This window comes from Bifidobacterium sp., from assembly GCF_050874245.1.
GTDB lineage: Bacteria > Actinomycetota > Actinomycetes > Actinomycetales > Bifidobacteriaceae > Bifidobacterium.
On the sequence record NZ_JBNMKH010000060.1, the window covers coordinates 1 to 11,897 of the forward strand.

14 protein-coding genes and 2 pseudogenes are annotated in these 11,897 nt (G+C 60.0%); 8 read left to right on the forward strand and 8 right to left on the reverse strand.

Annotated features, from left to right (window positions below):
• Nucleotides 1-282 (reverse strand): annotated as a pseudogene (locus ACR0P8_RS07090) (LTA synthase family protein); the annotation flags it as partial.
• A 231-nt stretch (nucleotides 283-513) separates the two neighbouring features.
• Between ACR0P8_RS07090 and rfbB the strand changes: the two are divergent.
• Complete coding sequence (gene rfbB, locus ACR0P8_RS07095) at nucleotides 514-1,566, forward strand: dTDP-glucose 4,6-dehydratase (protein WP_432624421.1); 1,053 nt, start codon at nucleotides 514-516, stop codon at nucleotides 1,564-1,566.
• Between the two features lie 11 nt (nucleotides 1,567-1,577).
• Here rfbB and ACR0P8_RS07100 read toward each other — a convergent pair whose 3' ends face one another.
• The 7 genes from ACR0P8_RS07100 to ACR0P8_RS07130 form a co-directional block, all read right to left on the reverse strand.
• Nucleotides 1,578-1,901 (reverse strand): type II toxin-antitoxin system PemK/MazF family toxin, encoded by a 324-nt coding sequence (locus tag ACR0P8_RS07100; RefSeq protein WP_432624422.1) that lies wholly within the window; start codon nucleotides 1,899-1,901, stop codon nucleotides 1,578-1,580.
• Nucleotides 1,898-2,458: a Panacea domain-containing protein gene (locus tag ACR0P8_RS07105; protein WP_432624423.1), complete on the reverse strand. Its 561-nt coding sequence runs from the start codon at nucleotides 2,456-2,458 to the stop codon at nucleotides 1,898-1,900. The genes ACR0P8_RS07100 and ACR0P8_RS07105 overlap by 4 nt, the downstream gene beginning before the upstream one ends.
• 138 nt (nucleotides 2,459-2,596) lie before the next feature.
• Nucleotides 2,597-2,866, reverse strand: coding sequence for a Txe/YoeB family addiction module toxin (locus ACR0P8_RS07110; RefSeq protein WP_432624424.1), 270 nt, complete (start codon nucleotides 2,864-2,866; stop codon nucleotides 2,597-2,599).
• Nucleotides 2,867-2,871: 5 nt separating this feature from the next.
• Complete coding sequence (locus ACR0P8_RS07115) at nucleotides 2,872-3,126, reverse strand: type II toxin-antitoxin system RelB/DinJ family antitoxin (RefSeq protein ID WP_432624425.1); 255 nt, start codon at nucleotides 3,124-3,126, stop codon at nucleotides 2,872-2,874.
• A gap of 160 nt (nucleotides 3,127-3,286) precedes the next feature.
• Nucleotides 3,287-3,658 (reverse strand): HepT-like ribonuclease domain-containing protein, encoded by a 372-nt coding sequence (locus ACR0P8_RS07120; RefSeq protein ID WP_432624426.1) that lies wholly within the window; start codon nucleotides 3,656-3,658, stop codon nucleotides 3,287-3,289.
• Entirely contained in the window at nucleotides 3,655-4,239 is a 585-nt protein-coding gene (locus ACR0P8_RS07125; protein ID WP_432624427.1) for a helix-turn-helix domain-containing protein, read from the reverse strand. The genes ACR0P8_RS07120 and ACR0P8_RS07125 overlap by 4 nt, the downstream gene beginning before the upstream one ends.
• 147 nt (nucleotides 4,240-4,386) lie before the next feature.
• Nucleotides 4,387-4,707: a hypothetical protein gene (locus tag ACR0P8_RS07130; RefSeq protein ID WP_432624428.1), complete on the reverse strand. Its 321-nt coding sequence runs from the start codon at nucleotides 4,705-4,707 to the stop codon at nucleotides 4,387-4,389.
• Nucleotides 4,708-4,905: 198 nt separating this feature from the next.
• Here ACR0P8_RS07130 and ACR0P8_RS07135 point away from each other — a divergent pair, with 198 nt between their 5' ends.
• The 7 genes and pseudogenes from ACR0P8_RS07135 to ACR0P8_RS07165 all read left to right on the forward strand — a co-directional run.
• Nucleotides 4,906-5,955 (forward strand): LacI family DNA-binding transcriptional regulator, encoded by a 1,050-nt coding sequence (locus tag ACR0P8_RS07135; protein ID WP_432624429.1) that lies wholly within the window; start codon nucleotides 4,906-4,908, stop codon nucleotides 5,953-5,955.
• Nucleotides 5,956-6,167: 212 nt separating this feature from the next.
• Nucleotides 6,168-7,124 (forward strand): nucleoside hydrolase, encoded by a 957-nt coding sequence (locus tag ACR0P8_RS07140; protein ID WP_432624430.1) that lies wholly within the window; start codon nucleotides 6,168-6,170, stop codon nucleotides 7,122-7,124.
• Between the two features lie 135 nt (nucleotides 7,125-7,259).
• Nucleotides 7,260-8,708, forward strand: a complete 1,449-nt coding sequence (locus tag ACR0P8_RS07145; protein ID WP_432624431.1) for an MFS transporter — start codon at nucleotides 7,260-7,262, stop codon at nucleotides 8,706-8,708.
• Nucleotides 8,709-8,974: 266 nt separating this feature from the next.
• A complete protein-coding gene (locus tag ACR0P8_RS07150; protein WP_432624432.1) occupies nucleotides 8,975-9,967 on the forward strand; it encodes a ribokinase in 993 nt (330 codons plus the stop codon).
• Between the two features lie 210 nt (nucleotides 9,968-10,177).
• The gene (locus ACR0P8_RS07155) at nucleotides 10,178-10,354 is read left to right on the forward strand and encodes a hypothetical protein (RefSeq protein ID WP_432624433.1); all 177 of its coding nucleotides are present in this window, start codon (nucleotides 10,178-10,180) and stop codon (nucleotides 10,352-10,354) included.
• Between the two features lie 93 nt (nucleotides 10,355-10,447).
• On the forward strand, nucleotides 10,448-11,461 hold the full coding sequence (locus tag ACR0P8_RS07160; RefSeq protein WP_432624434.1) for a ribose-phosphate diphosphokinase: 1,014 nt from the start codon (nucleotides 10,448-10,450) through the stop codon (nucleotides 11,459-11,461).
• 352 nt (nucleotides 11,462-11,813) lie between these two features.
• Nucleotides 11,814-11,897 (forward strand): annotated as a pseudogene (locus tag ACR0P8_RS07165) (30S ribosomal protein S6); the annotation flags it as partial.

Consider the following 11,897-nt stretch of genomic DNA (forward strand, 5'->3'; position numbering starts at 1 on the left):
AGGCGCGTTGTTCCGTGCGTCCTCAATCGTGGAAACGTCCGTATCATGCTTTGCCACGGACGGTTCCGCCTCCGGTGTGTAAATGCTCTTGCGGGTTTCCGCGATGTGAAGAGAGGCTTTTTGCGTGTATAGTCCCGCGCGGTGGTGTGCCCTGAAATTGGAGGGGTCGTCCGTCATGCCATCCTCGGCGAGCGGCTGGTAGATGCCTCCGATGAACGGTTGTTTGTGACGCCTGACGTATGAAGGCTCGGAGGCACGAACGGCAGACTGGATATAAGGCATCGTCGCTTCCTTCACGGCAAGTTGCCCCTTGAAAATATGGGGGTTCATGAACGTACAAAACCGTGCTATATATTAGCCGGTGTGTGTGGACGAGTATGTGTCTTGAAGATGGCTGAAAGATGACTGAAGGGTGAACGGGCCGAGCTGGTTCTCGCATCAGGCTTGCTTTGGTCACCGGCGATGCGTGTGATTGTGTGGATGGGCGAACGCTAAGCTGGAACGGTGAATGGCATGACAAGTGATGTGACGACAGGTGACGTGACGGACAATGAAGGATTCGAGCCGAAGCATATTCTGGTGACTGGCGGATGCGGATTCATCGGCGCCAATTTTGTACGGTACGTGGCGCGCAACCATCCGGACGTGCACGTCACTGTGCTGGACAAGCTGACGTATGCGGGCAATCCGGAGAACATCGCGGGACTGCCGCAATCGCAGGTGGAACTGGTGGTGGGCGATATCTGCGATGCCGCGCTGCTCGGCCGTCTGGTGCCGGAATGCGACGCCATCGTGCACTTCGCCGCGGAATCGCACAACGACAATTCCATCGCCGATCCGGAACCGTTCATCCGCACCAACGTGGAAGGCACGATGCGCTTGCTGGAGGCCGCGCGCCGATATGACGTGCGGTTCCACCACATCAGCACCGACGAGGTGTACGGCGACCTCGCATTGGACGATCCGGCGCGTTTCACCGAACATTCGCCATACCGGCCGTCGAGTCCATACAGCGCGTCGAAAGCCGCATCCGACCATCTGGTGCGCGCCTGGGTGCGCACATACGGCCTGCGGGCCACCATCTCCAACTGCTCCAACAATTACGGCCCATACCAGCATGTGGAGAAGTTCATTCCACGGCAGATCACATCCATCCTGGAAGGCATGCGGCCGAAACTGTACGGCACCGGCGCGAACGTGCGCGACTGGATCCACGTGGAGGACCATTCATCGGCCGTATGGGAGATCCTGACGCGCGGAAGCATCGGCGAAACGTATCTGATCGGCGCCGACGGAGAGAAAAGCAACATCGACGTCCTGCGCACGGTACTGCGGTTGATGGGCCAGCCGGAGGACGCGTTCGACTGGGTGCGTGACCGGCCCGGCCACGACCGGCGGTACGCCATCGACCCGACCAAGCTGAGCACCGAACTGGGCTGGCGTCCGGCGCACACGGACTTCGAACGCGGACTGCAGGGCGTGATCGACTGGTATACGGACCATCGCGACTGGTGGGAGCCGGTCAAAGCCGCCACCGAAGCCCGCTACCGCGCGCAAGGCCAGTGAACGCCAGTGGGTCAATGGAATTGGTACTTCATCTGCAGCTCAATGCGATCATAGGGAGAAAGCTCACCGACGTATTCGCCAAGTGCGCTCAAAGGAATCTTGAGTAATCTCCGGTATCGGACTGCGGATGCGCGATTAAGCCCAGCCTCTTCCCAATTATTGATAAGCAAGAAATCCGGGAAATTGGTTTTGCCGACTTGCGATGTCACATAAATCACCACGCAACCGTCTTCGGTGATTTCCTTGATTACAACAGGTCGATATTTCCCGTTTGTCGGATCCTCTCGAAAAGGAAACCAAACCCTCCAAATTTGCCATGGGCGTACATCAGTCAATCTTCTTCCCATCCTTCGGGAAGAAGCGGATGTCCGGACGCGTCGAGCTTGGCAACCGTCACCTGATTGTCGGGCGTTGGATCCTTATCGATATGCAATGGCGAGCGCTTCACCCATTCATTAATGAGTTCGCAGGGGATTTCGTTGTTTTGGTTGGGCTGATACACTTTCGACCATGGGGTGTCTGGCTTGTGCGTCATGCGCATCAGGCCTGTTGCCGAATAGTCTCGCGCATAAGTGCGATATACGTCGCATAGGAGTTCCAGCACTTCTGGCTGGATTGTTTGCCAGTCGAATGGTTGGGCGACTTTGGTGATGGAATCTCGTTGGTATCCCTTGAATGTTCGGTAGACGTCTTTTACGACAGGACCGTATTTCCATGCTTCTAGGGGTGTGTCGAAGAGTGGTTTGCCGAAGCGTTGCAGGCTTGCCGCTTGTGCGAAGAACAGCAGTTTGTTGAGTTTCATGTTGGTGATGCCGTCATCTTCTTCCGGATCGCCTTCGTTGGCGGTGGAGATGAAGAAGTCCGCTACGTCCATAACGTTCATTAAGGCCATGATTCACCTTTCTGCGTAGTGGCTTGCAGTGTATAGAAGCATTTCGATATAAAACATTTCAGCATACTTCGTTGCGGGTTTCAAGGCAAATTCGTTATTGATGTAAAGCTGAATGGGGGTAGGGCTTCGTTTGGAACGTCAGGCGCTGCCGCAGTGGGTTCGGCATGCGATGATTTCGAGCGTTCGGTTCTGGCTGATGCGGTAGACAAGTCGGTTTTTCTGGTCGATGCGACGTGACCAGAATCCCTGAAACTCCCACTTCAGTGGTTCTGGCATGCCGATGCCTTGATCGGCGCCGTTGCGTTCGATGTCTTTGATGAGCTGATTGATGCGCTTCAATGTTTTCTTGTCTTGGGACTGCCAGTACAGATAATCGTCCCAGGCGTCGTCGGTGAAGGTTTTGAGCATTGGCGTCATTCCTCGATGAGTTCATGGGGATGGGCGTCTTCGGAATCAAGCTGCGCGACGCTATGACGCAGATGATTCAAGTTCTGCGCCGAATAAAAGGGGTCGGCGGTGACCTCGAACGGGATGCGGCGCTCGCGAACCATGGTTTTTGCGAACATGGCGAATGCGGCGCTCATGCTGATTCCCAGTTCCTTGCACAGCGCCTTCATGGCCTGCTGTGTTTCGCTGTCCAAACGCACGTTGACTATTGCGCTGCCCATGAGTACGCTCCTTTTTGAACTCGTGAAACTATCTATTGTATAGATAATCACTATACAATGGATAGTGTTTTATGTCGAGCGTTTTATCTGTCGGCAGGTAATGACGGTGAATGATGGCGGGGTGGCGGTTCTTTGTGCGCAAGGCCAGTGGACGTCAACGTCAGTCTTCGATGGAGTCGACGTAGGGGCGCAGTTTGGCGAGGAGCGCTTCGGCGTCGGACGTGGCCGACTCGTACAGGGCGAAGGCGTCGATGCCGTCGTATTCGTGCACGATGACGTTGCGCAAGGCGCGCAGCTCATTCCATGGAAGCTGCGGAACCGTCTCGCGGAAGTCGTCGGAAAGCCGTCGTGCGGATTCCTGAGCCTGCGCCATATCCATCGCCACGGAATTGAATCGCATGTAATCGGATTCAAGCTTTTCTGCCGAGTCGGCGGTCGAAGCGTCGTCGTGCGCCCGTTGCAGATGCTCGACGAGGCGGATGAGGTTGGTTTCGTCGCGGAACCGCTGGTCGGTATGTCTGCGCGTCATCATGCCACCCTGATCATATCCGGCTGGATGTGCCGGTAGAAGCGTCGGCTCGCCCGGCTGCGTTGCGCGTTATGCTGCAACGAATCCAGCGAAGTGAGCGATACTTCCCGTCTGAAGGCGTCTTCCAATTCGCGTTGCAGCGCCTCTCGGCGCATCATGTTGAGGTGGCTGCCCGCTTCGGGCCGGTAAAGCAGGTCGATGTCCGAATCGGCATCGGCTTCGCCACGCGCCGTGGAACCGTATACGTATACCTCACTGAGACCGTATTTTCGTGCGATTTTGCCGATGATGAAGCGTATGGTGGCGATTTCCACTGTGCTGTTGCGCGCGTCTTCGCTGCGTGTTTCGACGGACGTGTTGCCATTGCCGTCATTGTTGCCATTGTCGGAGGGGTCTCCGGCGTCACCGGAGCCGCTGGCCGACAGTGAGCGCAATGCGTCGTCGTATCGTTGCAGGAAATCCTGTGTCGGGTTGCCGCTTCGTTCGGCGCGTGAAAGAGCCGATTGCGTGGTGCCCATCGTTGCCGCCACCTGGTCTTGGCTCAGTTTGAGTTGGAGCCGTCGTTGCTTCAGTTCCTCAATCATGCGCATGCGTTTAGTATAGCGTAAATGCTATATGTGCGTTTTGTTGCATGTGATTGTTGCGTGATTGTCGCGGCTGGGTCGGGGTGTGCTGTGCTGGGGGTGTTGGGCGACGGTTCTTGTGTGCTGGATGTTGGATGACGGTACTTGTCATCTGTCTGCGCAGGGCTGTCCGGTGTTGCTCCGGTTGCGGCCTCCGCTGCTGGCGCTGCGTTGGCGGTCGTGCTGATGGTTGCGGCAGCGGTTGCGTCGCCGGCTCTGCGATCGTTCGAGGTCGCGGTCGAACAGGGTCCTGTCCGCGGGGCTTATGGTGAGGGTTTCGTTGTTCGCCGTCTGCTGCTCGTTCGGCGGCTGCGCCGTTTCGTGAGTATCATTCATGGTGATTGCCATTGCCGTCAATGCGATCGTTGCAGTGGCGGCGACGGCGGTGGCCGCGATTGCCGCGGTCGCCTGGGCCTGACGCTTGTTCATGGGTTCCTTCCGCTCTTCCGCCGCTTCGCGCCTATGCGTCTTGCGGCGTTCCCCAAGATAGTGCGCGAAGCGGAGTGCCGTGGAAATAAGGTTGGTGCGATTCGGCTTGAAGCGAATGCCGTCCCGTCGCGGTCTTCGCGCGCGTCTTGGGAAAGCGACGTTTTATGCTGTTAGGGCAAACGTTTTAAGGGGGTTTTGATGGCGCGCAGGGCAACGCTGAGGGATGTGGCCGCGGCGGCGGGGGTTTCCGTGACCACGGTGTCGCTGGTGCTCAACAATCGTCCGGCGCGCGTCTCCACGGAAAAACGCGAGGCGATCGCGCAAGCCGTGAAACGACTCAACTATGTGCCCAACCAGAATGCGCGCAGCCTGGTCACCAGGCGGTCCAAGCTCGTGGCGCTGATCGTGCCCGACATCGAAAACCTGTTCTTCGCGGCGCTTTCCAAATGCGTGGAGGATGAGTGCGCCGCGCAGGGGTATTCGCTGATCGTGGCGAATTCCGACGATTCCCGTGCCACCGAACATGACCTGCTGCAACGGCTGTCGTCGCGTGGGGTGGATGGCATCCTGCTGATTCCCGCGCGCGAATCCTGTTCTGACGGTGTCGGCGCCGACCTGCGCGCGGACGTGGAACGCATCACCTGCCCGGTGGTGCTGATCGACCGTCTGTCCCGATGCGGCTGGTGCGACGCGGTCGGCTTCGACAATTATCTCGGCGGGCGATTGGCGGCGCAGTACCTGCTGGAAGGCGGGCACAAGCGCATCGGCATCGTGACCGGCGATGTGGCGGAGTCGAGCGCGGCCGACCGGCGTCGTGGTTTCGCGGATGCGCTCGAGCAGGCGGGGGAGCGGCTTGATCCCGCGTTGTGCGTCGCCGGCGACTACCGTTTCGCCAGCGGCTACCGTGCGGCCGACCAGATCATCGACGGCGGCGCCACCGCGGTGTTCTGCTGCAACGATGTGATGGCGCTCGGCTTCCGCCAGCGCATGGCGGAGCGCGGGCTGCATGTCACCGAGGACATGCAAGTCATCGGATACGACAATATTTTGAAGCGATTCGGCCTGGGATGGCGCATGACCACCGTCGAGCAGAGCGTGAGCGATCTCGCCAAGGCCTGCTGGGGCATGCTGGGTGGCCGTATCGATGCCGTGGCCGACGGGAGCGGCGCCGGTGCGGACCGTCCGTGGCTTTCCGACCCGCAATCGAAGGTGCTGACGCCGAAACTGGTGCAGGCCGCCTGCGCGTAATCGTCCATCCTCTGCGAAATCTGCAAAATCATCGTTCGGAAAAAGTACGGACACGCTGTCTTTCTGTCGATTTTGTTTTTTTGATAAAACGTTTTATCATTGACTTGTGAGCGAAATCGAGAACGTGCTCGGATTCGCGTAAAACAACCGACGATAATGGGCCGTGTGGTGGCGGACCCTCGTCGGATCCGTCAATGAGGAAAGGCACAACCATGAAGAAACTCATTCTTGATCTCGATACCGGCGTCGACGACGCGCTGGCCATCTCCTACGCGCTGGGCAGCCCGGAGGTCGAACTCATCGGCATCACCGGAACCTACGGCAACGTGCTCGTGGAACAGGGCGTGCGCAACGCGCTCGCCATCACCGACCTGCTCGGCCATCCGGAAGTCAAGGTCTACCAGGGCCTGCCCTATTCCAGCACCACCGACTCCTTCTCCGTCCTGCCGATATCGGCCTTCATCCACGGAAAAAACGGCATCGGCGACGTCACTATTCCCGACTCCAATCGTTCCGTGGAAAGCGAACCCGCGGTCGACTTCATCATCGACGCCGTCAAAACCTACGGCAAGGACCTCATCTACGTGCCGACCGGCCCGATGACCAACATCCAGGCCGCCCTGAAGAAGGCGCCGGAAATCAAGGACGAGATCGGCGGCATCGTGCTCATGGGCGGCGCGCTCACCGTGCCCGGCAACTGCAACGCCTGCATGGAGGCCAACATCTCCCAGGACCCGGAGGCGGCCGACTACCTGTTCCGCTCCGGCGCCCCGACCACCATGGTCGGCCTCGACGTGACCCTGCAGACCCTCCTCACCTACAAGGAGACCAAGCGCTGGCGCGACCTGGGCACCAAGGCGGGAACCTTCCTCGCCGACATGACCGACTTCTACATCAAGGCCTACGAGACCACCTCCCCGAACCTGGGCGGCTGCGGACTGCACGACCCGCTCGCCGTCGGCGTGGCCGTCGACCCGACCCTCGTCACCACACTGCCGATCAATATGAAGGTCGATCTGGAAGGCCCGACCCGCGGCCGCACCATCGGAGACATGGACAGGCTCAACGACCCCGTCAAGACCATGAAGGTCGCCGTCGGCGTCGACGTGCCGCGATTCCTCGACGAATTCATGACCCGCATCACCAACCTGGCGAAGAGCGCCGAGTGACGTTCTGGCGGCAGGCGACGGCAACCGTCGGCGGCAACTGTCGGCGGCAACCATCCGCAACCATCCATGACGTTCGTAAACGGCATTCATTGACGGCATTTATCGATGGCATCTATTGACGAAAAGAGAATAATCATGACCACTGAAACCGCCGCGACCACGGCGAAGGACCCGTTCGACGACCCGGTCACCAGCAACAAGATGGCCGTGCGGGCCCTGATCCCGCTGCTCATCACCTTCGTGCTCGGCACGCTGTGCCTGCAGGGATTCAACCTAGTGTTCCAGCAGGTCGGCGCCGACGTCGGCGCGCCGAACCAGGCATCCCTCATCACCGCGTTCCCGAGCATCGTGCTCGGCATCGTGTGCTTCATCTACGGCTCGCTGGGCGACTTCGTGTCGCTGCGCAAACTCGTCACCGTCGGCCTGGTGACCCTGTTCGTCGGCTCCCTGTTCGGCTTCGTCGCCAACTTCTTCTTCACGGCGAACCTGTGGACCGTCATCCTCGCACGCGTGCTGCAGACCGCAGGCGAGCAGGTGGCCGGCTCCGCCTTCCTCGTGGTGGCGACCAAATACCTGCGCAACGACCTCAAGGTGATCTTCTTCGGACTGTTCACCGCCGCCTACCAGCTGTCCGCATCCATCGGCGTCTTCGCCGCCGGCATGCTCAGCTCCATCGCCTGGCAGTACCTGTTCCTGATCCCGTCCATCACCATCCTCTTCCTGCCGATCCTGCTCAAGACCCTGCCGTCCAAGAGCGGCAACGGCCAGAAGGTAGACGGCTTCGGATTCGTGATCTTCGGCTTCGCCACCGCGTTCCTCACCCTGTTCTTCTCCTACATGGCATGGTGGATGCTGCTCGTGTCCGTGGTGCTGTACGTGGCGTTCGGCTTCTACATCAACAAGGCCTCCAACCCGTTCATCACCCCCGCGTTCTTCAAGAACACCCGCTGGCTGCGCGCCATCAGCCTCATCCTCGTGTTCTACTTCGTGAACTACGCGCTGAGCCCGATCTTCAACGCCATTGGCACGAACATCTACCACATGACCACCACCCAGGTCTCCCTGCACATCGTGTGGGCCTTCGTGGTCGCCGCCATCGTGGGCACCTGCTCCGGCATGATCATCGGCAAGATCGGCATCAAGGCAGGCCTGGTGACCGCCGGCACGTTGATGTTCGTGGGATGGACGGGCGCCGCGTTCAGCGTGAACAGCGGATTCGTGGTCCTGACCGTGTGGGCCTGCGTGTTCTACGCCGGCTGCGGCATGATGTACTCGCCGATCGTCTCCACCGTGCTGGGCACCATCGAAAAGGACGAATCCGGTCGAGGCGTGGGCATGAACGATTTGGCCATGAACGTATCGCCGTCCATCGGCATCGCCATCATCGGCAGCCTGCTCGGTTCCAACGCGCTCGCCGGCCATTCCATCACCGGTGCCACTGGCGTGGCGGCCAACTACTCCAACCTGATGCTGATCGCGGCCGGAACCGCGCTGCTCGGCCTGATCGTGTTCTTCATCTTCCGGAAGAAGATCTACGAAGGCAACCACGCGCTGGAAAACGACAAGGCTGCGGAAGGCAAGTAATCGCATTCAGCGCAACAACTGCGGTGGCCGCAATATCCACGCCTGCCGTCGGTTTCGCGGCCCCCATTCTGCCAAACCGACGGTGAGTCGCTCTTGAGCGTCGGTTTGGCAGGTTGGGCTCTGCGAAACCGACGGTGAGGTGAGTCTGAGCGTCGGTTTCGCGGAATGGGGGCGATAAGACCGACGCTTGGGACCGGCATGACCTTGCATGGGGCCGCAATATTTCGTACAGCATCGCAAGAAATCGCAAGAAAGGGAAGACAATCATGAGCGCAACCGAAATTCTTTCCGCGTTGGACCGCATCCACGGCACTGTGTCCGTGATCGGTTCCATGAATGCGGACTACACCGTCACCGCGCAGCGCCTGCCGGGACCGGGGGAGACCATCACCGGCGGTCCGCTGCAGTTGCTGCCGGGCGGAAAATCCGGCAATCAGGCTGCCGCGGCCGCACGCATCGGCGCCACCGTGCAGATGTTCGGCGCGGTCGGGTCGGACCGCAACGCCGACTTCCTACTCGGAGCGCTCGGCGAGGCTGGCGTCAACACCACACACGTGCGCCGCGTGCTCGGCCCGTCCGGCACCACCGTCATCACCGTGGACGCGCAAGGCGAGAACACCATCGTGTATTCGCCCGGCTCCAACGCGCAGGTGACCGTGGACTACGTGGAATCCGTGCGCGACGCGCTCACCCGCTCCTCGGTGCTGGGCCTGTGCCTGGAAAGTCCGATCGAAACCGTCACCGCGGCCGCGCGCATGTGCCACGAGGCGGGCGTGAAGGTGCTGCTCAACGACTCGCCGTTCACCCCCTCCTTGCCGGTGGAGCTGGTTGAGGCATCCGACATTCTGCTCGTCAACGAGCATGAGATGGCGCAGCTGCTCGGCATCGCGGAGCCGGAGGACGACGATTGGGACGCGTTCGACTGGCGTCACGCGTTCGACGAGTTGCGCGGATTCGGCTTCGAGCAGGCGATTGTGACGCTCGGCGGCGACGGTTCCGTGGTGCTCGACGGCACGGCGGACGATCCGGAGCATCGCATCCGGCGCATCGCTCCGGTGCGGGTCAAGGCGGTGGACACCACCGGTTGCGGCGACTCGTTCATGGGTACCGTGCTGGCCGGCTTGGCCTCCGGCATGACGTTGTCGCAGTCCGCGGAACTTGCCTCGTACGTGTCGGCCTACGCGGCCACCGGATATGGCGCGCAGGCGTCCTACGGCACCGCGGCGCAGATTCGCGAGGCCTTCGCCGACGCCGAGTAGACGGTCTGTGCTGGGTTTGCGTGTCACGATTCGAAAAAACCGAAGAAAAATCGGATCGTGACACATTCGGCAGCCGTACGATGCCCCCTAATCGTGTTTTTCAATCGAAAATGAGCGAAAAACGGCGATTAGGGGGTATTTGTATGCGTTGCGTTGTGTCACGATTCGGAAAAATCGAGGAAAAATTGGATCGTGACACAAGGCGCATGGATGGAAGAATGCGTGCGAATAGAAGAAGCCGCGCGGATGGAAGATGGTGCATGGATGGAAGAAGTCGCGCGGATGGAAGATGGTGCATGGATGGAAGAACGCGTGCGAATGGAAGAAGCCGCGCGGATGGAAATTGGAAATGGAAGGAATGCGGAGCGTCGGGTGGGAGGACGGTGAAGTGCTTCCGCAGAAGCCGCGTGGCGTGGGCACCCACATTGTTATATTGGAGTTTGGCTTAATTTCACGCACCGAACAATTGGGAAGGCAAGCATGTCGGCGATTCTCGAAGGCACTCCGGATAAGAAACTGGCTTTGGTGACGGGACGCGCGTACCCCGAGCAAGCCAAGGAAACCGCGAAATATCTGGGAACCGACGTACTTGAGACCACTGCATACGATTTCGCCAACGGCGAGATGTACGTGCGTTACACCGAACCGGTGCGAGGTGCGGACGCCTTCGTGATGCAGGCCCACACCGAACCGATCAACAAGTGGATCATGGAGCAACTCATCATGGTGGACGCCATGAAGCGCGCCTCCGCCCGCTCCATCACCGTGGTCGCGCCGTTCCTCGGCTACTCGCGCCAGGATAAGAAGCATCAGGGCCGCGAACCCATCACCGCACGTCTGATGTTCGACCTATTCCGCTCCGCAGGCGCCGACCGCATCATGACGGTCGACCTGCACGCCGCCCAGGAGCAGGGCTTCTTCGACGGTCCGGTCGATCATCTGACCGCCATGCCGATCCTGCTTGACTACGTGCGCAACAGCATGCCGCTGGAGAACACCACCATCGTGTCCCCGGACGCCGGCCGCATCAAGGTGTCCGAGCAGTGGGCCGCCAAGCTCGGCGGACTGCCGCTCGCCTTCATCCACAAGACCCGCGACACCACCCGTCCGAACCATGCCGAGGCGCATGGCATCATCGGCGACGTGAAGGGCCGCGACTGCGTGGTCGTGGACGACATGATCGACACCGCCGGCACCATCTGCGAGGCCGTGCGCACGCTGAACAACGCCGGCGCGAAGTCCGTGACGCTCGTCGCAACCCATGGTCTGCTGTCCGGCCCGGCCGTGGAGCGTCTGCGCGACTGTGGCGCCCGCGAGATCGTGCTCACCGACACCGTGCCGGTGCCCGAGGAGAAGCGCCTGCCGAACATGACCGTCCTGTCCGTGGCTCCGCTGCTGGCGGCCGGCATCCGTTCCGTGTTCGAATCCGGTTCCGTCTCGACGCTGCTCAACGGCCTGCCCGAGGACATGCGTCCGCGCAACATCTACGCCTGATTTCCATTTCCATTTCCGTAAGTTTCCGTACGATTTCGATATTTCGGTACTTCGATACGATTCCAATGCGATTTCGTACGGTTCACTATCGTATTCACGCCGGCTTTGCGATTGTTCCGCGCCGGACGCCGATTAAGCCCCGCCGAAAAGCGGGGCTTTTCCGTATGGTTTTGCGTATGGTTTTCGCTATCGGCCAGTTCCTTAGGATACGTCGCGGCGTCGGGTTAACCTGTACAAGTTGCCATCAGCCGTATTCATATATCCATCACGGCTATATCGATGCCTGAAGGCAGCTCGCATACACACTCCTGCCATGGAAGGTCCATGGCCGATAGTCCGAAGGAGGTGGGTGATGTCTGCGCATAAGTACGAACTGATGTTCATTGCTGATCCTGAGCTGGATGAGCGCGGTCTGAAGAAGCTGACCGAGCAGTAT

Excerpts from the sequence above, each read along its gene's own strand:
- ACR0P8_RS07135 (WP_432624429.1), top strand. The coding sequence starts at position 4,906 with ATGGCGCGCAGGGCAACGCTGAGGGATGTGGCCGCGGCGGCGGGGGTT.
- ACR0P8_RS07110 (WP_432624424.1), bottom strand. The coding sequence starts at position 2,866 with ATGCTCAAAACCTTCACCGACGACGCCTGGGACGATTATCTGTACTGG.
- ACR0P8_RS07130 (WP_432624428.1), bottom strand. The coding sequence starts at position 4,707 with ATGAACAAGCGTCAGGCCCAGGCGACCGCGGCAATCGCGGCCACCGCC.
- ACR0P8_RS07150 (WP_432624432.1), top strand. The coding sequence starts at position 8,975 with ATGAGCGCAACCGAAATTCTTTCCGCGTTGGACCGCATCCACGGCACT.
- rfbB (WP_432624421.1), top strand. The coding sequence starts at position 514 with ATGACAAGTGATGTGACGACAGGTGACGTGACGGACAATGAAGGATTC.
- ACR0P8_RS07125 (WP_432624427.1), bottom strand. The coding sequence starts at position 4,239 with ATGATTGAGGAACTGAAGCAACGACGGCTCCAACTCAAACTGAGCCAA.
- ACR0P8_RS07140 (WP_432624430.1), top strand. The coding sequence starts at position 6,168 with ATGAAGAAACTCATTCTTGATCTCGATACCGGCGTCGACGACGCGCTG.
- ACR0P8_RS07120 (WP_432624426.1), bottom strand. The coding sequence starts at position 3,658 with ATGATGACGCGCAGACATACCGACCAGCGGTTCCGCGACGAAACCAAC.
- ACR0P8_RS07115 (WP_432624425.1), bottom strand. The coding sequence starts at position 3,126 with ATGGGCAGCGCAATAGTCAACGTGCGTTTGGACAGCGAAACACAGCAG.
- ACR0P8_RS07160 (WP_432624434.1), top strand. The coding sequence starts at position 10,448 with ATGTCGGCGATTCTCGAAGGCACTCCGGATAAGAAACTGGCTTTGGTG.
- ACR0P8_RS07105 (WP_432624423.1), bottom strand. The coding sequence starts at position 2,458 with ATGGCCTTAATGAACGTTATGGACGTAGCGGACTTCTTCATCTCCACC.
- ACR0P8_RS07145 (WP_432624431.1), top strand. The coding sequence starts at position 7,260 with ATGACCACTGAAACCGCCGCGACCACGGCGAAGGACCCGTTCGACGAC.
- ACR0P8_RS07155 (WP_432624433.1), top strand. The coding sequence starts at position 10,178 with ATGGAAGAATGCGTGCGAATAGAAGAAGCCGCGCGGATGGAAGATGGT.